The sequence below is a fragment of the Aquabacterium sp. genome, assembly GCF_044226965.1.
GTDB lineage: Bacteria > Pseudomonadota > Gammaproteobacteria > Burkholderiales > Burkholderiaceae_C > Pseudaquabacterium.
This window is the reverse complement of sequence record NZ_JBGAGA010000080.1, coordinates 1-19,499: the sequence shown is the minus strand read 5'-3', so window position 1 is coordinate 19,499 and position 19,499 is coordinate 1. Positions and strand designations below refer to the sequence as shown.

At 69.5% G+C, this 19,499-nt stretch carries 21 protein-coding genes; 4 read left to right on the top strand and 17 right to left on the bottom strand.

Features of this window, described 5'->3' with window-relative positions:
• Positions 1-188 precede the first annotated feature (188 nt).
• Both ACILR4_RS24910 and ACILR4_RS24905 read right to left on the bottom strand, forming a co-directional pair.
• Positions 189-1,118, bottom strand: a complete 930-nt coding sequence (locus ACILR4_RS24910) for a hypothetical protein (protein ID WP_395703596.1) — start codon at positions 1,116-1,118, stop codon at positions 189-191.
• 11 nt (positions 1,119-1,129) lie between these two features.
• Positions 1,130-3,004 (bottom strand): hypothetical protein, encoded by a 1,875-nt coding sequence (locus ACILR4_RS24905; RefSeq protein ID WP_395703595.1) that lies wholly within the window; start codon positions 3,002-3,004, stop codon positions 1,130-1,132.
• A gap of 106 nt (positions 3,005-3,110) precedes the next feature.
• Between ACILR4_RS24905 and dbpA the strand changes: the two genes are divergently transcribed.
• Positions 3,111-4,496: an ATP-dependent RNA helicase DbpA gene (gene dbpA / locus ACILR4_RS24900; protein WP_395703594.1), complete on the top strand. Its 1,386-nt coding sequence runs from the start codon at positions 3,111-3,113 to the stop codon at positions 4,494-4,496.
• Between the two features lie 95 nt (positions 4,497-4,591).
• On the opposite strand, the gene ACILR4_RS24895 is transcribed toward dbpA, so the two are convergent.
• The 10 genes from ACILR4_RS24895 to ACILR4_RS24850 form a co-directional block, all read right to left on the bottom strand.
• Positions 4,592-5,932 carry a hypothetical protein gene (locus tag ACILR4_RS24895; RefSeq protein ID WP_395703593.1) on the bottom strand — a complete coding sequence of 447 codons (1,341 nt, stop codon included), beginning with the start codon at positions 5,930-5,932 and terminating at the stop codon, positions 4,592-4,594.
• Positions 5,929-6,645 (bottom strand): hypothetical protein, encoded by a 717-nt coding sequence (locus ACILR4_RS24890; protein WP_395703592.1) that lies wholly within the window; start codon positions 6,643-6,645, stop codon positions 5,929-5,931. Before ACILR4_RS24890 ends, ACILR4_RS24895 begins: the two co-directional genes overlap by 4 nt.
• Before the next feature lie 96 nt (positions 6,646-6,741).
• Entirely contained in the window at positions 6,742-7,053 is a 312-nt protein-coding gene (locus ACILR4_RS24885; RefSeq protein ID WP_395703591.1) for a hypothetical protein, read from the bottom strand.
• Positions 7,054-7,280: 227 nt separating this feature from the next.
• Complete coding sequence (locus ACILR4_RS24880) at positions 7,281-7,817, bottom strand: hypothetical protein (RefSeq protein ID WP_395703590.1); 537 nt, start codon at positions 7,815-7,817, stop codon at positions 7,281-7,283.
• Positions 7,801-8,142, bottom strand: coding sequence for a YciI family protein (locus ACILR4_RS24875; protein WP_395703589.1), 342 nt, complete (start codon positions 8,140-8,142; stop codon positions 7,801-7,803). The genes ACILR4_RS24880 and ACILR4_RS24875 overlap by 17 nt, the downstream gene beginning before the upstream one ends.
• Before the next feature lie 53 nt (positions 8,143-8,195).
• On the bottom strand, positions 8,196-8,672 hold the full coding sequence (locus ACILR4_RS24870) for a hypothetical protein (RefSeq protein WP_395703588.1): 477 nt from the start codon (positions 8,670-8,672) through the stop codon (positions 8,196-8,198).
• Between the two features lie 18 nt (positions 8,673-8,690).
• Complete coding sequence (locus tag ACILR4_RS24865; RefSeq protein WP_395703587.1) at positions 8,691-9,218, bottom strand: GNAT family N-acetyltransferase; 528 nt, start codon at positions 9,216-9,218, stop codon at positions 8,691-8,693.
• Positions 9,211-9,396 carry a hypothetical protein gene (locus ACILR4_RS24860; RefSeq protein ID WP_395703586.1) on the bottom strand — a complete coding sequence of 62 codons (186 nt, stop codon included), beginning with the start codon at positions 9,394-9,396 and terminating at the stop codon, positions 9,211-9,213. Before ACILR4_RS24860 ends, ACILR4_RS24865 begins: the two co-directional genes overlap by 8 nt.
• Positions 9,397-9,409: 13 nt before the next feature.
• A complete protein-coding gene (locus tag ACILR4_RS24855; protein ID WP_395703585.1) occupies positions 9,410-9,619 on the bottom strand; it encodes a hypothetical protein in 210 nt (69 codons plus the stop codon).
• A gap of 61 nt (positions 9,620-9,680) precedes the next feature.
• Positions 9,681-10,274 carry a class I SAM-dependent methyltransferase gene (locus tag ACILR4_RS24850; protein WP_395703584.1) on the bottom strand — a complete coding sequence of 198 codons (594 nt, stop codon included), beginning with the start codon at positions 10,272-10,274 and terminating at the stop codon, positions 9,681-9,683.
• A gap of 118 nt (positions 10,275-10,392) precedes the next feature.
• Between ACILR4_RS24850 and ACILR4_RS24845 the strand changes: the two genes are divergently transcribed.
• Positions 10,393-12,288 (top strand): S8 family serine peptidase, encoded by a 1,896-nt coding sequence (locus ACILR4_RS24845; protein ID WP_395703583.1) that lies wholly within the window; start codon positions 10,393-10,395, stop codon positions 12,286-12,288.
• Between the two features lie 42 nt (positions 12,289-12,330).
• On the opposite strand, the gene ACILR4_RS24840 is transcribed toward ACILR4_RS24845, so the two are convergent.
• Genes ACILR4_RS24840 through mdeB form a run of 3 tightly spaced genes read right to left on the bottom strand, consistent with a single transcriptional unit; the run spans position 12,331 to position 16,546 of the window.
• Positions 12,331-12,987 (bottom strand): class I SAM-dependent methyltransferase, encoded by a 657-nt coding sequence (locus ACILR4_RS24840; RefSeq protein ID WP_395703582.1) that lies wholly within the window; start codon positions 12,985-12,987, stop codon positions 12,331-12,333.
• A gap of 12 nt (positions 12,988-12,999) precedes the next feature.
• Complete coding sequence (locus tag ACILR4_RS24835) at positions 13,000-13,791, bottom strand: hydroxyacylglutathione hydrolase (RefSeq protein ID WP_395703581.1); 792 nt, start codon at positions 13,789-13,791, stop codon at positions 13,000-13,002.
• A gap of 49 nt (positions 13,792-13,840) precedes the next feature.
• Positions 13,841-16,546: an alpha-ketoglutarate dehydrogenase gene (gene mdeB / locus ACILR4_RS24830; RefSeq protein WP_395703580.1), complete on the bottom strand. Its 2,706-nt coding sequence runs from the start codon at positions 16,544-16,546 to the stop codon at positions 13,841-13,843.
• 119 nt (positions 16,547-16,665) lie between these two features.
• Here mdeB and ACILR4_RS24825 point away from each other — a divergent pair, with 119 nt between their 5' ends.
• Positions 16,666-17,136, top strand: a complete 471-nt coding sequence (locus ACILR4_RS24825) for an Lrp/AsnC family transcriptional regulator (protein WP_395703579.1) — start codon at positions 16,666-16,668, stop codon at positions 17,134-17,136.
• Between the two features lie 7 nt (positions 17,137-17,143).
• On the top strand, positions 17,144-17,629 hold the full coding sequence (locus tag ACILR4_RS24820; protein WP_395703578.1) for a protein kinase: 486 nt from the start codon (positions 17,144-17,146) through the stop codon (positions 17,627-17,629).
• On the opposite strand, the gene ACILR4_RS24815 is transcribed toward ACILR4_RS24820, so the two are convergent.
• Together ACILR4_RS24815 and ACILR4_RS24810 are read right to left on the bottom strand one after the other, a co-directional pair.
• Positions 17,598-18,149, bottom strand: a complete 552-nt coding sequence (locus ACILR4_RS24815; protein ID WP_395703577.1) for a glycine zipper 2TM domain-containing protein — start codon at positions 18,147-18,149, stop codon at positions 17,598-17,600. The genes ACILR4_RS24820 and ACILR4_RS24815 overlap by 32 nt on opposite strands.
• A 408-nt stretch (positions 18,150-18,557) precedes the next feature.
• Positions 18,558-19,421, bottom strand: coding sequence for a LysR family transcriptional regulator (locus ACILR4_RS24810; RefSeq protein WP_395703576.1), 864 nt, complete (start codon positions 19,419-19,421; stop codon positions 18,558-18,560).
• Positions 19,422-19,499 lie beyond the last annotated feature (78 nt).

The window sequence follows — 19,499 nt, the reverse complement described above, 5'->3', positions numbered from 1 at the left end:
CCTGCTTTCCCACGCCCACTGCCGTCGGCCGTCTCGGCCATGGTGGCTTCGTCGGTGTGCGTGGCGCGCATGGTGCCGCGGGCGACCGGGCTTGCCCAGGCGATTGAAGCGCCTGGAACGAATGCGGCGCCGTCCAGCTGCAACCCGAGTCCAGCACCGTGGCCAGCGGTCCCAGGCCTCGGGCCGGGCTACACGACCTGGTCGGGATAGTCGGACGCGTACGCGTCGGGATAGTCGGCCAGCATCACCTCGTCCAGCGAGATGTCGACATAGCTGGCCGTGACGATCGACGGGGTGTAGCCCACGTACCCGACCGGGTCGATGTCCGCGCCCAGCACGCGCCGGTAGAAGTCGGCGCCGTGGTCCTGCCAGAAGGTGGGGCTCACGCGCCACCAGCGGTTCCTGGCGGCGGGCGGCCACGTGTCGGCATAGGGCGCGTTCGGCTTCGGCAGGTGCGGGTTGGTGCCCCATCCCAGCGGCGCCGCGTACACGCGCATGCCGAGGGCCTTGCACAGCGCGTATTGGTAGGTCGACTGCTCGATGAAGGCCTGGTAGGCCGCCTTGATGCGCTTCTTCTTCTGGGCGTCGCGGGTGCCGAAGTACTGGTGCTTGACCATGCCGCGGTACTTCTCGAGGTGCGTGCAGCCCCACAGCTTGATCAGCGCATCGCCGGCGAAGGCGCGCTTGAAGCGCTGGCCGTTGGCGCCGCCCAGCACGGTGTCGATGCCGAAGTCCTTGATGCGCGGGTCCAGGTCATTGGGGTCGCGGCTGTTCGGGTCGCCGAGCCGGTCCTCGGTGTTCACCAGCACCGGCCCGCCTTCGTAGCCATGGGTGAAGAAGTGCAGCTCGCCGATGCTGCCCGGCTGGGTGTCGCCGCTGGTCTTGATGTAGTCGTAGAGGTCCTCGACGCCGGTGATCGGCAGGCTGAGCCCGGGCGCCGTCGTCGGCGGCAGGGTACCGGTCCAGTTGAACCAGTGGCGGCGCAGACCGAGCACGTAGTCGAAGTGCGTCAGCAGCGTCGGCGCGCGCACCCCGCGCGGGTGCGCGAAGCACCAGGCGGCCTCCGCCGCGATGGGGCGGTACGTCGGCCCGCCGCGCACGTAGATCACCTCGCGCACGGCCGTACCCTTCAGGGGTTAGATCCCTGCACGGCGACCTGCGTCGCGGTCTTGGGCACCTGCACGTCGACGTTGACCGTGGCCTGGCCGGTGGGCGTCTGCACCACGAGCGAGGGCACCGGCGTGCCCTGCGCCGCGAGCTGGTTCTCGAGCTTGAGCTTTTCCAGCTCCAGGTGCAGGCGCTGGATCTCGGCCTGCTTCAGTTCCAGGTCGAACTGGCGCTGCACCTCGTAGTAGTCCTCGGCGCCCGAGCAGATGCCCAGCGAGAGGTCGGAGTACACGCTCTGCGTGGGCAGCACCGCGGTCCAGCTGTCGACGGCGCCGGCGGCGATGGCCTGCCGCACCCGGGCCAGCTCCGACAGGATCGCGTTGTCGATCCAGGCGCGCAGCATCTGGCCGAACTCCGCGATCGTCTTGCCCAGGAAGGGCCCGCGCACCATGATCTTGCTGTTCTCGGCCACATGCAGCTGCGAGCCGGTGGCCAGCGCGAGGCGGTTGATGCGATCGGACGACTTCAGCGTGGCCACCCGCGCCATCGCCTGCGTGAAGCTCGGCACCACCGCCTTGGCATACGCGGCGGCAATGGCATCGTAGGCAATGGCCGGCTCCATCTTCGCCGCCAGGGCCCTGGCCTTCACCTGCTGCACGCTGTACGGCAGGAACGGGTACAGGTACTGCAGCAGCGCCTGCTCCTGGCCGATGACGACCTCGTAGCCCCAGCGCAGCGCGCCCTTGTCGTCCGGCGCGATCCAGCCCGGGCAGGGCCGCACATGCTGCAGCACCGCCGAGCGGAAGGCCTCGCGATCGTCGTCGTCGATGGTCTGCCCGGCATTGGTCCAGTCGGCCTTGTGCGGGGCGGCGTAGAACAGCGGCGCGGCCCACATCTCGCGCAGCAGCTTGATCGGGCTCACGCCGTAGCGGTCGGTGAATTCCTGCAGCCAGCTGGCGTCGCCCGACAGCCGGATCATCTCGCCGAGCCGGATGTCCGTCGGCGTGAAGACCAGGTTGCCCTGGCTGTCGCGCTGGACCACCGCGCCGGGCATGCCTGGCCACTTCGGGTAGCTCAGCCGCTTGGTGCCCAGCCGCGTCTCCAGCAGGTCGGGCTCCTGGCCCAGCACCACCAGCACGGCCTCGTACAGCTTCTGGCTCACGGTGTATTCGCGCAGCACCTCGAAGTAGTTGACGTTCAGCGTGTGCGCCTGGTTGATGTTCTTGATCTTGCGCGTGGTCTTGGCCTCGGAGCCGGTCTCGCGCGAGACGGCGATCTTGACCTTGCGCGAGGCCCGCGTCTCGTTGGTCGCCTGCTCCGAGCGCTCCTGGGTCTGCTTGGCGAAGTCCTTGTGCATGTCGCTGACGTCCTGCGACCAGCCGGCCTTGACCGACACGTCGAAGCCGAAGCCGCTGTAGCCGGCCTTGGCGTCGACGTACTCGTGGGTCTTGGTCTGGTCCTCGGCGGTGGCTTCCTTGGCGCTGGAGCTCGTGTTCTTGATGTCGCTGACATGCTTCTCGTCGAGGCTGACCTCCTCGTCCTGCTGGGTCTTGGAGGTCTCCCAGGTCTTCAGCTCCAGCGTCAGCTCCTCGTTGGGCATCAGCGACACGGTGTGCAGCAGCTCGCCCAGGCCGTAGCCGGTGGCGCGCCAGTCCTGGCGGTACTTCAGCATCAGGAACAGGTCCCACGAGACCACGCCCATCACCATCTGCTCGATCGAGTCGTAGAGGATGGCATCGGGCAGCGAGGCATCCTTCAGCTCGACCAGGATCCGGGTGTAGACCGTCTCGGTCGTGTCCACGTCCTTGAGCGCGAGCTGCGCGACCGAAGGCTGCGGCTTGCAGATGCGGTCGATCTGGAACGGGGCCACCACCATGTCATTGCTGCCGTCGGCCATGTCGGTCTTCCTTGAAGTGCAGGGCCAGTGTGATGAACCGCTGCGGTCGTGCATTGCGTTCACGCAATGCGCGCCGTGCGTGGCGACTCCCGCCGACAATCCGGGCATGACCCGCGACACCTCCTTCTCCAGCCTGCCGCTGCCCCCGCCGATGCAGGCCAACCTGCAGCAGCTGGGCTACCTCACGATGACCCCGATCCAGGCCGCCAGCCTGCCGCTGGCGCTGGCCGGCCAGGACTTGATCGCCCAGGCCAAGACCGGCAGCGGCAAGACGGCGGCGTTCACGCTGCCGCTGCTGATGAACCTGAACCCGCGCCGCTTCGCGGTGCAGGCGCTGGTGCTGTGCCCCACGCGCGAGCTGGCCGAGCAGGTGACGCAGGAGGTCCGCCGCCTGGCGCGCGCCGAGGACAACATCAAGACGCTGACGCTGTGCGGCGGCGCGCCCATCCGCAACCAGCTGGCCAGCCTGGCGCATGGTGCGCACATCGTGGTCGGCACGCCGGGCCGCATCCTCGACCACCTGGAACGCGAAACGCTGGTGCTGGACGCGCTGAACACGCTGGTGCTCGACGAGGCCGACCGCATGCTGGACATGGGCTTCGCCGAGGACATGGCGAAGGTGATCGAGGCCTGCCCGAAGGCGCGCCAGACCCTGCTGTTCTCGGCCACCTACCCCGAGGGCGTGGCCAAGCTCGCCGCGCGCTTCATGCGCGAGCCGAAGGAGGTGAAGCTCACCGAGCGCCATGCCGCCAGCAAGATCCGCCAGCGCTTCTACGAAGTGACCGACAGCACGCGCCTGCACGCCGTGGGCCAGCTGCTGAACCACTACCGCCCGGTCAGCACGCTGGCCTTCTGCAACACCAAGCAGCAGTGCCGCGACCTGGTGGCGGTGCTGCAGGCCCAGGGCATCGTGGCGCTGGAGCTGCACGGCGACCTGGACCAGCGCGAGCGCGACCAGGTGCTGGTGCAGTTCGCCAACCGCAGCTGCAGCGTGCTGGTGGCCACCGACGTGGCCGCCCGCGGGCTGGACATCGCGCAGCTCGAGGCGGTGATCAACGTCGACATCACGCCCGACCCCGAGGTGCACACCCACCGCGTCGGCCGCACCGGCCGCGCCGACGAAGCCGGCTGGGCCTTCAGCCTGGCCAGCATGGACGAGATGGGCAGCGTCGGCCGCATCGATGAGATGCAGGGCGTGGCCAGCGAATGGCACCGCTTGAGCGAACTGACCTCGCCGCCTAACGCCGAACCGTTGCGGCCACCGATGGTGACCTTGCAGATCCTGGGCGGCCGCAAGGAGAAGATCCGCCCCGGCGACGTGCTGGGCGCGCTGACCAAGGACATGGGCTTCGAGGGCGCGCAGATCGGCAAGATCAACGTCAACGAGTTCTCGACCTACGTGGCGGTGGAACGCGGCGTGGCGGACAAGGTGCTGCGGGCGCTGAATGCGGGCAAGGTGAAGGGGCGGTCGGTGAAGGTGCGGCGGCTCTGAGATTGCGGGCTGCGCGGGTTGGCCGCGCCGCTCACGCCCGAGCGCAACGGGCTCGTTCTGCCCGTCGCCACTCGATGCAGGCGGCGTGGTCCGCGTCAGTTGGTGCCGCCGGGCGGGCAGTTCTTCGCGAAGCCGTTGAAGCTGCCGTTGCTCGAATACTTGCCGCCGGCGCCCTGGAATGCGACGTCGCCCAGGAACCAGCTGAAGAAGGCGTTCTCCTGCATGAAGTAGGTGACGCCGTTGGGCATCGTCAGCCCCGGATGAACACTGCCCGACAAGGGGTCGCCGGTCTCGAGGTTGTTCTGGCCCGCGTCGCTGCCCGTGCCCGTTGTCTGGCACCCGCCGACCTGGCCGATGTTGCCCCATTGCGGCACGAGGTTGTTGCCGCTGGGATCGTTGGCCCATTCGAGGATTTCATGCGTCAGCGTCGCGACGTCGGTGACGCCGCTGCCGAACAGGCCGGCCGCCGTTGAATTCGGGAAGTAGTTGGCGATGCCGTAGGTCTGCCCTGGATTGGCGATGTTGCCGGTGGTGCTGTTGTGGTACCCCAGGATGCAGCAATTGCCGCTCAGATTGCCGGGCGCGCCGATCGTCATGAACATGCCGTAGGACACGAACAGCGGGAACTGCGAGGAGTTCAGGCCCAGGTTGGCGATGATGGTCTGCAACTGCGCGTCGATGAAATCGATGTTCATCGCGGCATAGCGGGCTGCCGGGTTCACTGCACTGGCCGCATTCGTGCCGCAGGCGCCGCTGAAGCCGTAGCTCGCGCCATTGCCCGCTGTGTTGTTGGCCGTGGTGATGGTCTGCACCGGCTTCACGGTGATCGGCGAAAAGCCCAGGTGGTACGCGGGCTTGGTCTGCACCAGCGGCGCGGCACCGAAGGCCGTGCGCCAGAACTGCGCGCGCTGGAAGCCGTCGATGAAGTTGACGTTGCCGATGTTCTGGCCATTGAGCGTCAGGTTGTTCACCGCGTTCACCAGCGGCGATTCCAGGAACTGGGTCAGGGCGCTCTTGGCACCACCGCCTTGGGGCAGGCAGCCGGGGTCTGCCACGGTGGCGTCCCAGGTCCGCACGGTCCCCGTGAGCGCAATCCGCAGCGGGATCACGACGAGTTCGATGTTGGTCGTCCGCGCGCCGTTGTTGCGCGGATCGGCACCGACGATCGTGCCGGCATACGACTGGCCGTCGCGCGGGGAGGTGACGGTGTACGGGAAGGTCTTCAGCGGTGCCGCCAGCGCCGCACTGACGTCCGCCGTGGCGCCGAGCCGTCTGGCCTTGGCCGCCGCCGTGGCATTCATCGCCTTGACCACCGGTGCCGGGCTGACGATGCGCAGCTGGCCGGGGTCGATCGTTGGCTCGTCCTGTGCCGCGGCCGACGCCAGCGCTCCCAGGAACGCGCCGGCCAGCAGGGCCGTCTTGAACATCGCATTCATGCCGATTCCTCCGTGTTCGCAGCCAAGGGACGGGCCTGGCGCCGGCGAGCCAGCGGCAGGGCCATCAGGGGAAGGACCACCAGCGCCAGGCTGGCGGGCTCGGGAACGCCGTGGGTCGTTGCCTCGGTGAGCAACAGCGAGTTCACCGCGAAGTCGCAGCTGGCGCCACGGCAGCCCTGCAAGGTCACCGTGATGTTGGTGATGTCGGCCACCGAATCCAGCACGCCGATGAAGAGCCCGCTGCCGTTGGCGTCTGAAGATTCCGTGAAGGTCGAGCTGCTGCCCTGACCATAGAGCACGTTGATCTGGGCCGTGAATGGACTGGCGGCATTGGCCTGCAGCCACAGCCCGGCGCCGAGCACCGAGCTGAAGCTCAGGGACAGGGGGCCACTGCCGTTGCCCTGGTCGTCCTCTGCCCACAGCACCGTGTCGCCGGCGGCGAAGCCGGGCCCGGCGGTCCATCCGCAGGTGCTGCCGTCGACCACGGTAACGCAGCCATTGTTGCCGGCCAGGCTGCCCGACACCGTGATGGCGTTCGTCGAGTTGGCGCTGAAGTTCGGGCCGAAGATCGTGCCATCGGATCCCAGCTGCGCCCAATTCACCGAGTCGTTCGCGCCCAGCGCGATCTCGCTGGTGACCAGCACTGGAGCGGCCTGTGCGCTGCCCACGAGCGCAAGAGCCGCCAGGCTCCATAGTTTCCTCAGCTTTGCCATACCGTGACCTTTCAATCGTCAAGGTTCGTACGTTGAAGTCAGAGAGACCCGCCCCCCCAATTGCGGCCGATGGGGAGGCGCCACTCAGTACGGCAGTCAATCCATCTCACCCGTACCCTCGGCCGACGAGAGTCGAGCAGCGAGAAGCGTGCCAATGTCAGGGACGCCGGGCGAATGGCGGATATCTCTCTTCTTTCTCGACGGCATGCCTGTTCGCATGTCAATTCCGTCGACATGTGCATCGCGATGCATGCCGAATGCGCCATCGTCCGCCGATGCGAAGGCTCTCGCGATGCTGGCGCAGCGGGATGAACCCGTGCCTGGCGCCTGCCGGACTCGGGAATACCAGAACGCTATTCGCCGGTCATTGCCAATGCTCTGGCATTCATGTGTCAAATAGATCGACATGCCACGGGAGTGTGCCGAAGGCGTTCTGTCGACTCGATGTCGGCACTGTCTCGAATCTGTCTCTCATCCGTTATTGAATCTGTTTCGAATCTGTATTGATGATGATTGAATGGTGATTCGAAATCAGTCTCCAATCTGTCTTTGGCGTGTGCTCGAATCCGTCCTGTAGAAGCGCGCGCTGCTGCCGTCCAGCACCAGCAGCTTGCCGGCGGGATCGAACACCGTCGCTACTGGATGCAGGCCCGCCCGCCCGGCGCCTGCTCGTCGCAGGCCAGCAGGCCCTTCAACTCGAAGATGTAGAAGCGGGGCCGTTCGCTGCACGAGACCGTGCTGGTCTTGCCGCTCGCCAAGTGGCGCACCTGCACGCCGGCGCCCAGCTCACGATGGCCGCGTGCCTCGGTGAAGACCGTGTAGCTGAAATCGCCCTGCACGAAGCGCACGGACTGGGTGTAGACGCCGGCGCGGGTGTAGGTGGCACCGACGAAGCGCTTCAGCGAGCCCTGGCGCTGCGCCGGGAACTCGAGCTCGGCCTTGGCTTCCCGGCCTTCGGCATTCAGCGCGCCGAAGCGGTACTGCAGGTAGGCCTCCGGCCCCTGCAGGTCGGCGGCCGCGCACAGCTCGATGAACTTGCGGCCCTGGGCCGTTTCGCATGCGAAGACAGCGGTGGCGTCGGTGTCGCAGGCCAGCGCGGCATGGCCTGCCGCGAAGACAACGAGGCCCAGCAGGGCGCGGCGCCTGATGCGCAGGTCAGCACATCGGGTCATACATGAACTCGCGCAGTTCCTGGTCGCAGCGGCAGGCCGCGGCGATCTTCGCGGCCCAGTGCTCGGCCGCCTGGCGCGAGGGCAGCTCGAGGATCGTGTAGCCGCCCTGGATCCGGCGCGTCTCGGGGTAGGTGCCGGGCGTGACCGTGCCGTCGGCCGAGACTCTGACGGGCGCCACGTCTTCATTGATGCCGCCGCCGAACACGTAGACGCCGGCGGCCTGTGCTTCGGCGATCACGGCACGCGCGGCGTCGGCCACGGCCGGCAGCTCTGCCGCCGTGACGACCATGGCCGCGCTGGGGAACGAGATCAGGTACTTGGTCATGGCTGGGCTCGAGGTGGGGCTGGTGGCAGGGGTGGGGATGTGCAGTGCCAAGGTCAGCGCCCGTCGGGCGGTCGTGGGTGCAGCGTCGGCGGGTCTTCGAAGCTCGATTCCAGCACCACCGCCCGGCCGTTGTCCGCCCACACGAAGCGGTAGCGCAGGCGCATGATTGCGTCGCAGGGCACGGTGGCGCGATCGGTCTTGCGATCGAAGCCCATGCCGGTGATGCGGACCGTGGCCGTGCCTTCGATCGGGTACAGCGGCCGCCATGACAGCACGCGGGCCTTCGGCAGCCCCAGCAGCGGCGACTCGGTCTCGGCCGAGCCGACCAGGTCGGTGGGCACGCCGCAGGCATCGCTGGCCATGCGGGCGCTGTTGTACGGGCCGCTGGCGGCCAGCTGCTCGATGTCGCCGGCGAGCACGTAGGGCATGCTCTTGCGCACCAGCACCGCGGCGAAGTACACGATCACCAGCGCGACGAGGGCCAGCAGCGAGAGCCCGATGATCTTGGCGATGAGCAGCACGGTGCGCACGGTGCGTCTGTCGGCCGTTCAGGCCTGGGCGGCCGGGCCCTGCAGCAGCGCCATCTGCACGCCGTCGTGGAACACGCCGTCGAAGCGCAGCGCGCAGCGGGCCAGCGCCTCGTGGCGGAAGCCGAGCTTTTCGTACAGGCGGATCGCGTGCAGGTTGTCGGCACGCGCCTCGAGGGTGACGCGGAAGATGCCGTTCTTCAGCGCATGCGCCAGCGTGGCGCGCAGCAGGCGTTCGCCGATGCCGCGGCCGCGCCGGTCGGCGCGCACGCCCATGCCCAGCGTGCCCACGTGCTGCACCGCATGGGCCCAGTGCGGGAACACGTCGCACCAGCCGACGATCACGCCGTCAGCCACCGCCACGTACTGCGCCGCGTCGTCGGCCACCGATTGCGCGACGAAGCCTTCGATGCGCTCGAGCGGCAGCGCCTCGACCTGGGCCAGATAACGCCGTTCGCGAGCGACCGCGTCGAGGCAGGCGCGGAAGCCGGCGGCATCGGCCGGCTGGATGGGGCGGATCTCGACCGCGGGGTCGGCGGTGTCAGTCATCGCAGCGGATTTCCAGCAGGTGCTGGTGAGGGTCGTTGGAGTACAGCGTCGGCCCGACGCGCAGCACGGTGAACGGCCCGTCGGTGCCCTCGGCGCCGAAGCCCGGCACCTCGATGTAGAAGGCGACGCTGGCGGCGAGGTCGTTGACCTTCAGGATCAGGTGGTCGAGGCTGGGCATGGCGTGGAGCGGGTCAGGGGCGGCGCGCGCCCGAGGCCGCGGGCGGCGACGAGGCCGCGGCGGAAGCCGGCGCATCGAACAGCGAGCCGATGGGCTGGGACGCATGCGTCACCAGCCGGCGCGGATTGCTGGTGCGCCGATCGCCGATGCCGAGGTAGGACACGGCGACGACCATCAGGATGGCGCCGAGCAGGATGCCGATCAGGATCTGGGGGCGGAACATGGTGGGCGAATGGCTCATGGGCCGATGAGCGGCCAGCACAGGCGGCCGAGTATGCATGCCCTCATCGCGGCGGCTTCTGCGCCACCAGCTGCCAGGCCAGCTTCGGATGCTCGTAGCGGTCGATCGTCACTTCGTCGAGCGCGAGCCAGTGCCAGCCCGCGTGCCCGAACAGTCGCTGCACGTCGGCTTCGTCGAAGAAGCGCTTGGGCGCGCCGTCGACACGGTAGTAGTGCGGTGCGATCTCCGGGTGCCCGGTGGCGCCGTAGTGCGTGTCGCGCGTGGAGTTCAGGCGGCACAGCAGCAGGCCGCCGGGGGCCAGGCTGTCGTGCACGCGCTGGGCCAGTGCCTCCGTCTCCGGCCATGGGAAGTAGTGCAGCGACAGGCTCGCGATCACCGCGCCATAGGCCGGCGCGTCGCCCGGCGGCGCGGGCCAGGGCGCGCGCAGGTCCTGGCACAGCAGGCGGGCGGCCGGCGCGCGGTCGCGGGCCTGCGCCACGGCCGCGGCATCCAGGTCCAGCGCCGTCACGGCATGGCCGGCCTGCAGCAGCGTGGCGGTGTCCAGGCCGCTGCCGCAGCCCAGTTCGAGCAGGGGCCGTCCAGCCGCCTGTTGCGCCAGCAGGGGCAGCCAGGGGTCGAGCCAGTGCAGGTCGTTCATGGGCGTGGGCAGGGGTCGCTTCGCGGCCAGGGTTGCGGGGAGGCCGATGCTGCCATGGCGCGGCCGATGCCTGGCGCCAGCCGCTAGCATCAGACCTGTTGGCGCGGAGGGCTCGGCGATGCAAGCATGGATTCGGCTCGGTGTGCTCGGGGTCGTGATCGGATGGAGCCTGGCGGCGCGCGCCGATCCGCTGGTCGAGCAGGAAACGAAATCGGCCCAGGCCCGCGCGGCCGAGAAGGTGACGGGCAGGAACGTCGCGGTGGCGATCCTCGACCGCGGCATCGACTGGACGCATCCCGACTTCCGCAACGCCGACGGCAGCACGCGCATCGCGTACATCTTCGACATGACCGACGACAGCGGCAAGGCCGCGGCCGGCAACCCCTACGGCGTGGGCACGATCTACACGCGGGCGCAGATCGATGCGGCGCTGGCCGGCGGACCGACGCTGGCCACGCGCGACGCGGTGGGCCACGGCACCGCCACCGCCGGCAACTGCTGCGGCAACGGCCGCGCCAGCAACGGCCAGTACACCGGCGTGGCGCCGGAGGCCACGCTGATCATCGTGAAGTTCACGTCCGACGGCGCGCCGGCGCACGACGGCCAGCCGGCCGAGCCCGCGTTCTACAAGGCCGATCTGTTCCCGAAGGCGGTGGACTTCGCCATCGACAAGGCGCGCGTGCTGGGCCTGCCGCTGGTGATGCTGGCCAACTTCGGCAGCATCGGCGGCCGCGCCGATGGCGGCGACCCCATCGCGCAGAAGATCGACGCGGTGGTCGGCCCGGGCAAGCCCGGCCTGGTGTTCGTCACCGGCGCGGGCGACGACGGCGGGCGCGACAACCATGCCTTTGGCACCGTGGCCGCCGGCAAGAGCGTGGCGCTGCAATTCCAGAAGGGCCAGGCCGGCACGGTCTACCTGCAGCTCTGGTACGACGCGGCGGACCGCTTCACCGTGTCAGTCACCAGCCCGGGCGGCAGCTTCGGCCCCTATGCCGCGCCTGCCAACAACAGCTTCGACACCAAGACCACGGCCGACTTCGTCTACGGCCACAACGGCAGCGTGTACTACGGCGGCAGCAAGCGCTTCATCTACCTCACGCTGAACGGCCCGGTGGGCGGCTACACGCTGACGCTGACCGGCGCCAGCATCGGCAGTGGCGCCAGCGCCGGCCAGTTCGAGGCCTACCTGAGCCCCGCCAGCTACGGCGCCAACAACGCCAACCGCTTCACCAGCCAGCTGCAGGCCGGCAAGACCATCTGGGCCGGCGCCACGGCGCAGAACAACATCGCACCGAACTCCTACGTGTTCCGCACCCGCTGGGACGGGCTGGACGGCGCCAGTCACTCGGTGACGACCGAGGGTGCGGTCGGCGACCTGTGGGCCGGCAGCAGCATCGGGCCGACCTGGGACGGCCGCGTCGGCGTGGACTTCAGCGCGCCGGGCGAGCGGACCATCACCACCTACTCGCCGACCTCGTACTGGGCCACCTTCAAGTTCAACCAGGTGGCCGACGGCGGCGGGCTCTACGGCGTGGCCAGCGCGGTCAGCGCTGCGGCGCCGGTGGCCACCGGCATCGTGGCGCTGATGCTGCAGAAGAACCCGGGGCTCGATGCGGCCGCGATCCGCGCCGCGCTGCGCAGCAGCGCCCGCAGCGATGCCTTCACCGGGGCGGTGCCGAACCCGCGCTTCGGCTACGGCAAGGTCGATGCGCTGGCGGCGCTGGCCGCCATCCCGCGGCAGGTGATCGCCGCGTCGGCCAAGGATTGCCTGTTCAACTGGGCCGAAGTCACCTTCCCCGACCTGTTCAAGCCGGCGCATGCCGTCTCCGGCACCCTGGCCCCGTACTATTACCGTTATTACGCGGCCACGGGAAACTACGTCGGCGTGTCGGCCGACGACAACCACATCTACCTGCTGGGCCCGGCCAGCGGCGGCGCCATCCTGGATGTCGGTGCGTTCGCCGACTACGCGGGCCTGGCGGGTTGCAGCACCAGCCCGGCGCCGGGGCGTTGAGGCCCTTGCTTCAGCGCTTGCGCGCCAGGGTCAGGCCATCGCCTAACGCTTGCGCGCCAGCGTCAAGCCATCGCCGATCGCCAGCAGCGACAGGTCGATGCGCTCGTCGCCGTGCAGCTGCTCGTTCAGCCGCTGCAGCGCACGCGTGTCGTCGGTGGTGGCCGGGCGCGCCACGCTGCCGCCCCACAGCGTGTTGTCGATCGCGATCAGCCCGCCCGGTCGCAGGAGCTGCAGGCAACGCTCGCAGTAGGCCGCATAGCTGGTCTTGTCGGCATCGATGAAGGCGAAGTCGACCGTGCCGGCCCGTCCCGCGGCGAGCTCGGCGTCCAGCGTCTGCACCGCCGGCGCCAGGCGCAGCTCGATCTTGTGCGCCACGCCGGCCTGCTGCCAGAACGGCTGGCCGATCGCGGTGTAAGCGTCGTTGATGTCGCAGGCCAGCAGGCGGCCGTCGTCCGGCAGCGCCAGCGCCACGCTCAAGGCGCTGTAGCCGGTGAACACGCCGATCTCGATGCAGCGCCGCGCGCCGACCAGCTTCACCAGCAGCGCCATCAGCTGGCCCTGGTCGGGGCCGATCTGCATGCCGGCATGCGGGTGCGCCGCGGTGGCGGCACGCAGCGCGGCCTGGGCCGGGTGCTCGCGCACCGAATGCCGCACGACATAGTCGTACAGCGTGTCGTCCATCGCGAGGTGGCGGCTCATGGTCTGCTGCTCCTACCACTTGTTGCGCAGCTCGCGCAGCTTCGTGAACACCGTCTGCGGATCGGGCTGCGCGGGCAGGTCGGGGAAGGCTTCCCGCAGCTGGGCGATCACGCTCGGGCTGGTCAGGCGCAGGAAGGTGTTGAAGGTCCGCTCCTGGCCCATCGTCGTGACGATGGCGTTGGCCGCGTCATGGCCGGTCACTTCGGGCAATAGCGCTTTCGCGGCCGCGTTGTCGGGTTCTCGCGCCAGCGTGAAACGCAGGTTGTTCTCGATGTAGTCGTGGCCGGGGTAGATGCGGGTGTTGTCCGGCAGCTTGGCCAGCTGCTGCGCGAAGCTGGTGTAAAGGTCCTGCACATTGCCGCCGTTGTGCACATTGCCGGCGCCGGCATTGAACAAGGTGTCGCCCGAGAACAGCGCCGGGTGGTCGCCATGCGCGCGCAGGCAGATGTGGCACATCGTGTGCCCGGGCGTGTCCAGGCATTCGAGCTCGACGGTCTTGCCGACCTTGATCACGTCGCCGGCCTGCACGCCGCGGTCCATGCCCGCGATCTTGCCGCCGGCGCGGTGGTGCGCGATCACCTTCGCGCCGGTGGCGGCCACCACCGCGGCATTGCCGCCGGTGTGGTCGTGGTGCTCGTGGGTGTTCAGGATCTGCGTGATCTGCCAGCCCTTCAGGCGGGCATGCTGCAGGCACTTCTCGCTGTCCAGCGGGTCGATGGCCAGCGCCTCGCCGGTCTCGGGGCAGGCGATCAGGTAGTTGTAGTTGCGGTAGCTGTTGGCGGTCCAGATGCGTTCGACGATCATCGCGGGGGCTCCTTGCGGCAGATCGGCCGATCATGTCGCAAAACGCCCGTCAGTCCCACGCAGGGGCCTGTTCGGCGTCGAGCCCGTAGCGCGCGATGGCTGCGCTGCAGGCCGCGGCATCGACGAGGCCCTGCGCGCGCAGCGCCGTCAGCGCGGCCAGCACGATGTGGTGGCGGTCGACCTCGAAGAAGCGGCGCAGCGCGGCGCGGGTGTCGCTGCGGCCGAAGCCGTCGGTGCCCAGCGCGGTGAAGGGCGCATCGACGTAGCCGGCCACCAGCTGCGGCCAGGCGCGCACGTAGTCGCTGGCGGCGACGATGGGCGCCGTCCCCGGCAGGCACTGCTGCAGATGGCTCAAGCGTGGCGTGGCCGCGGGATGCAGCCGGTTCCAGCGCTCGACCTCGCGCGCCTCGCGGGCCAGCTCGCTGAAGCTGGTGGCGCTCCAGACCTCGGCTTCGACCTGCCACTCGCCGGCCAGCAGCTCGGCCGCCGCGATCACCTCGCGCAGGATGGCGCCGGCGCCCAGCAGCCGCACGGTGCCGCGCGGGCCTTGCGTCGGGGCGTGCGTGGCGTAGCGGTACAGGCCCTTGACGATGTCGCTCGCCACGCCCTCCGGCAGCGTCGGCTGCGGGTAGTTCTCGTTCATCAGCGTGACGTAGTAGAAGACGTCCTGCTGCTGTTCCAGCATCTGCCGCATGCCGTGGTCCAGGATGACCGCGAACTCGCCTGCAAAGCAGGGGTCGTAGGCGCGGCAGTTGGGCACCATCGCGGCCTGCAGCAGGCTGCTGCCGTCCTGGTGCTGCAGCCCTTCGCCGCCCAGCGTGGTGCGGCCCGCGGTGGCGCCGAGCAGGAAGCCGCGCGCACGCTGGTCGGCCGCGGCCCAGATCAGGTCGCCCACGCGCTGGAAGCCGAACATCGCGTAATAGATGTAGAACGGCAGCATCGCCAGGCCATGCACCGAATAGCTGGTGGCCGCTGCGGTCCAGCTGCTGAGGGCGCCGGCCTCGCTGATGCCTTCCTCGAGGATCTGGCCATCGGTGGCCTCGCGGTAGCTCAGCACCGAGCCGATGTCCTCGGGCTCGTAGACCTGGCCGGCGCTGGAGTAGATGCCGATCTGCTTGAACAGGTTCGCCATGCCGAAGGTGCGCGCCTCGTCGGCGACGATGGGCACCACGCGCGGGCCCAGCGCCCCATCCTTCAGCAGCGCGGTGAGCATGCGCACGAAGGCCATCGTGGTGCTCATCTCCTTGCCCTCGGCCTGCGTCGCGAAGCGGCCGTAGCCTTCAAGCGCCGGCACCGGCACCGGCGCGGCCTGCGTGCGGCGCGCCGGCAGCGCACCGCCCAGCGCGGCGCGGCGCGCGTGCAGGTAGCGCATCTCGGGGCTGTCGTCGGCAGGCTTGTAGAAGGCCAGCGTCGCGGCCTGCTCGTCGCTCAACGGCAGGTCGAAGCGGTTGCGGAAGGCGATCAGGTCCTCGCGCTCGAGCTTCTTCTGCTGGTGCGTGGTCATGCGGCCCTGGCCGGCATCGCCCATGCCGTAGCCCTTCTTGGTCTGCGCCAGGATCACGGTGGGCTGGCCCACCGTGTGCGCCGCCGCGTGGTAGGCGGCGTGGATCTTCACCAGGTCGTGGCCGCCGCGCTTCAGGCGGTCGATCTGCTCGTCGGTCAGGCCCTGCGCCAGCGCGGCGAGCTGCGGGTTCTGGCCGAAGAAGTGGTCGCGGTTGTAGCGGCCATCCTTGGCCGCGAAGGTCTGGAACTGGCCGTCGACCGTGTGCGCGAAGGCGCGGGCCAGCGCGCCGTCGCGGTCGCGCGCGAACAGGCCGTCCCAGTCCGAACCCCACACCAGCTTGATGACGCGCCAGCCGGCGCCTTCGAACAGGGCTTCCAGCTCGTCGATGATGCGGCCGTTGCCGCGCACCGGGCCGTCCAGGCGCTGCAGGTTGCAGTTCACCACCCACACCAGGTTGTCCAGCCGCTCGCGCGCGGCCAGGGTCAGCGCGCTCATGCTCTCGGGCTCGTCCATCTCGCCGTCGCCGAACACGCCCCAGACCTTGCGGCCCTGCGTATCCTGCAGGCCGCGATGCTGCAGATAACGCATGAAGCGAGCGTGGTAGATCGCGCTGATCGGGCCGATCCCCATCGAGCCGGTGGGGAACTGCCAGAACTGCGGCATCAGCCAGGGGTGCGGGTAGCTGCTCAGGCCCTGTGCGCCGGCTGCGCGGGCGGCGATCTCCTGCCGGTAGTGGGCCAGGTCGTGCTCGGTGAGCCGGCCTTCGAGGAAGGCGCGGGCGTACACGCCGGGGGCCGAATGCGGCTGGAAGAACACCAGGTCGCCGCCGCCGGATGCGCTGCCGGCGCGGAAGAAGTGGTTGAAGCCGACCTCGAACAGGTCGGCCGCGCTGGCATAGCTGGCGATGTGGCCGCCCAGCTCGCCATGGGCCTGGTTGGCCCGCACCACCATCGCCAGCGCGTTCCAGCGCATCCAGGACGCCAGGCGCTCCTCGACGCCCAAGTCGCCGGGGAAGGGCGGCTGCTGCTCGACCGCGATGGTGTTGACGTAGGGCGTGCCGCGCGCCGGCTGCCAGCCGATGGCGGGGTCGCGCGCCAGCCGCGACAGCCTGTCCATCAGCTCGCGCACGCGCTGCGGGCCGGCGGCCTGCAGCACCGCCTGCAGCGCGTCCTGCCACTCGGCGGTTTCCTGCGGGTCGGTGTCGGCGGCCATGTCGGCGGCCAGATGGGCCTGGATCTGGTGGTTGCTCATCGGGAACTCCTTGCTGCCGCACTGTAGGCAGCAGTCCGCGGCATTTGTGGCTGAAATTGCTGGTGCACGGGCCAGTCTGCGGCACAAAATGCTGCAAACCGGCTCGAGGGCGGCAACCGATGGAACTGGACGCGGTGGACCTGCGCATCCTGCGCGAACTGCAGGCCGATGGCAGCCTGCCTAACGTGGAATTGGCGCGGCGGGTGCATCTGTCGCCCTCGCCCTGCCTGGCGCGGGTGAAGGCGCTGCAGGCGGCCGGCGTGATCCGGCAGTACGTGGCGCTGCTGGATGCGCAGAGCCTGGGCCTGCACCTGAACGTGTTCATCTCGATCAGCCTGAAGCGCCAGACGCGCGCCGCGCTGGCCAGCTTCGAGGCCAAGATCGCCGCGCGCGACGAGGTGATGGAGTGCTACCTGATGTCCGGCAACGAGGACTACCTGATCCGCGTGGCGGTGCCCGACATCGCGGCGCTGGAGCGCTTCATCCTCGAGCAGCTGTCGCCGATGGACGAGGTGGAGAAGATCCGCTCGAGCTTCGCGCTCAAGCAGGTGCGCTACAAGACGGCGTTGCCGCTGCGCGGCGGCCTATAGTGCCGGCATGCCCGGCCCCGACCCCCACCGCATTGCGCAGTACGCCCTGCGGCGCCAGGTCGGCAGCGGCGCTATCGGCTTGGTGCACGAGGCGCACGACGTCGACCGGTCGGTGGCCATCAAGCTGATGCATCCCGCTGCGTCGGCGAGCGCGCGCCGCGTCGAGCGCTTCCTGCGCGAGGCACGCTCGGCCGCGCAGCCGATCCATCCGCATGTCGCGCTGATCCTCCAGGTCATCCGGCATGAGGGCTCGACCTTCATTGCCAAGGAGTGGCTGGAAGGCGGCGATCTTCGCAGCGCCGCCTGGGCCGCCTCGCTGGAGACACATGCCGATCTGCATGCCCAGCAGGACCTCACCCTGCTGGCACGCAGCGCGAACCAGGGTCTGCGGCCCGTCACCACGGCGTGCGTTCGTCCATCCAGGCCCCTGTCACGGCTTTGCCGCGGGGGCCTGGACATCCTCAGGAGCTGGCCGGCGCGCTGTCGGCGGTGACAACCACGCCATCCTTCACCGGCAGCGTGGCGCCCGGCCGCACCGCAGTGCGCACGACGCCTTCCTGGCTGCCGAGTCGGTAGGTGACGTCGTAGCCGACCAGTCGCTGGGACTTGAGTTGGACCGTGTGACAGCGGCGTTCGGTCGTGGTCACGACATCGCGCTCCTGCATGCCCTTTTGCACCTGGTTGCCAGCGTACCCACCCGCCGCTGCACCGGCCACCGTGGCCAGCGTCTTGCCGTTGCCACCACCCACCGTGCTGCCCAAGAGGCCTCCCGCGATGGCCCCGACCACGCTGCCGGCCACGCGCTTTTCGTCCCGCACCGGCGCGCGATGCTGAACGGCCACCTTCTCGCACTGCTCCTGCGGTGTGGAGACCGTCTCGAACACGTCCTTGACCGCCACGACCTGTGCCTGCTTCGGCGCTGCCAGCGTCTTGTAGCCGCCGACCGCACCGGCACCCAGCACCACCATGGCGATGCCGCCCACCGCCACACCCTTCATCATCGAGGCGTTCATCGCGAGCTGTCCTTCAAAGTTTCGACTGCCGCTAGTTTTCCAAGCGCGCCCGATCCGCGGTATCGGACAGAACGCTCCGGGCTCGTAGGCTGCGGGCGGAGGCTCAAGTAGGGAAGCCCTGACAGTTCGGCCACGGCCGCAGGCCACACGGTGGCAGGGCCAGCTTGACACCGTCGGCCCGCCACAACCCGGTCTTGCCGCCAAGGCTGAAGCCCCGGCTGGACGTGTCGTCCGCCGAACTGCGCGACCACGTGATGCCGGCCTGGCTTTTCAGGCCCCGTCCGCAGTCAAGGGCCAGGCCATGCGCATGCCCCGGGGCGCCCCTGATGCGCTGCTGTTGGGTAGCGCCCTCGATCTCGCAGGCGCTGGCATCCAGGACCCCCGGCGTCTTCGGCTTGCTGGAGGCGCTCAGACGAAGGCGTCGATCTCGGCTTGCGTCCCGGCGGCGTGCTCACGCAGCCACGCCATGAAGCCTTGCACCACTGGCAGTGCTGCGCTGTCGTTGCGCACCACGCACAGGTTGGCGCGCGGCGATGGCGTCAACAGCGCGTGGGCCTGCACCAGCCGCCCGGCGCGCAGCAGCGGCAGGGCCAGTGACAGGCGCGCCACGGTCACGCCCAGGCCTGCCTCGGCCGCGTCCAGCGCCACACCGGCATCGTTGAAGCTGGGGCCTTCGGGCTTCACCGCCAGGCCGGCCGCCGCCAGCCAGAGGGGCGCATCGTCGCCCTGGTGTGTCAGCCATTGCGTGGCCGGCCAACGCGCCGGGTCAGCGCCCAGTCGGCGCTGCAGCGCCGGCGTGGCCAGTGCGATCAGGCGGTCGCTGAACAGCACTTCGCCGCCGTCGCCCGGTGCGCTGTGGCGCAGCGCAACGACGGCCACGCGCGGTGGCGGTCGCACCAGGGCGTAGTCGGTGTGGACGACCAGGCGTGTCTGCGGTGCGCGGGCGATGTAGCCGGCGAGCCTCGGCACCAGCCAGGCGCGCGCCAGCGAACCCAGGGTTGCGACCTGCAGCGTCGGCCGCTGCTCGGCCGGCTGCGGGTACACCGCCTCATGCAGCGCTGCCAGCGGCCCGTCGAGCCTTGACTGCAGGGCCCGGCCCTCGGCCGTGAGGCGCAGTCCGCTGCCGTGGCGCTCGAAGAGGGTCTGGCCGCACCAGTCTTCGAGCTGGCGTACCTGGCGACTCACTGCGCCAGGGGTGAGGTGCAGCTCGGCCGCGGCGCGGCTGAAGTTGCCCAGGCGCGAGGCCGCCTCGAAGGCTTGCAGGCAGAACAACGGGGGCAGGCGGTCTCGCATCGTGCGCAATCGGCAAAGGGGGTGTGCCAAGGCCTCGCTGGCGCCACGGGCGCGCGG